The sequence below is a fragment of the Oleiphilus sp. HI0132 genome (assembly GCF_001635845.1).
Genome location: NZ_LWGJ01000982.1, coordinates 1 through 652, shown reverse-complemented (window position 1 = coordinate 652; position 652 = coordinate 1). Strand labels below are relative to the sequence as shown.

Below are 652 nucleotides of genomic sequence, written 5' to 3'. Positions count from 1 at the left end.
GTCCGAAGCGATAAGCCTATTAGCTCACAGGCTTTCACTCTTCTGGCTCCAGCACTAACGGCTTCATCAATCAGCTCCACATAATATTGCCTATCTGGAAGCATGGTTAGCTGTCCTCGTCTTCCCCCCAGTAGGCATTGAGCTTTTTTCTGAGCACCAATAATGCAGCAGTTTCAGCAAGTGCTGCATCTTTGCGTTTTAGCTCCTTCTCTAACTGCTTAATACGCTTCTTATCTGCTTTGCGCTCTGCAGCTTCCTGTTTCTTACGCTGAGCCTCAGTCATATTGTTGTTAATACAAGATTGTTTCCATTGCTTCACCTGATCAGGGTACAGCCCTTTTTCTCGGCAATACTCACTTAGCTCTATCTCCGACATCATGGCGGTTTCCAGAACAATTGAAAACTTTGCTTCTGGAGACCAGTTATCTGGACTACTACTTTTTGTCACACTTGAACCTGGTAATTGAAATTTATCTCGCCAGGAATACAAGGTGGATAGGTTTATGTTTTCCTGGGCTGAAAACGTTCTTAATGATAACCCACTTTCAAGCCACTTCTTAACAATGGCTTCTTTAAACTCTTTTGAATAATGCTTCACTCATATTCTCTTACCGCCTCCTATTCAATTATTAAAAATTAACAGAGGCGACAA

General features: G+C 42.2%; 1 protein-coding gene. It reads right to left on the bottom strand.

Going from position 1 to position 652, the window contains the following annotated elements; all coding sequences use genetic code 11:
• Positions 1-106: 106 nt before the first annotated feature.
• A complete protein-coding gene (locus tag A3766_RS11065) occupies positions 107-598 on the bottom strand; it encodes an IS3 family transposase (protein WP_068510155.1) in 492 nt (163 codons plus the stop codon).
• Between the last annotated feature and the right edge of the window lie 54 nt (positions 599-652).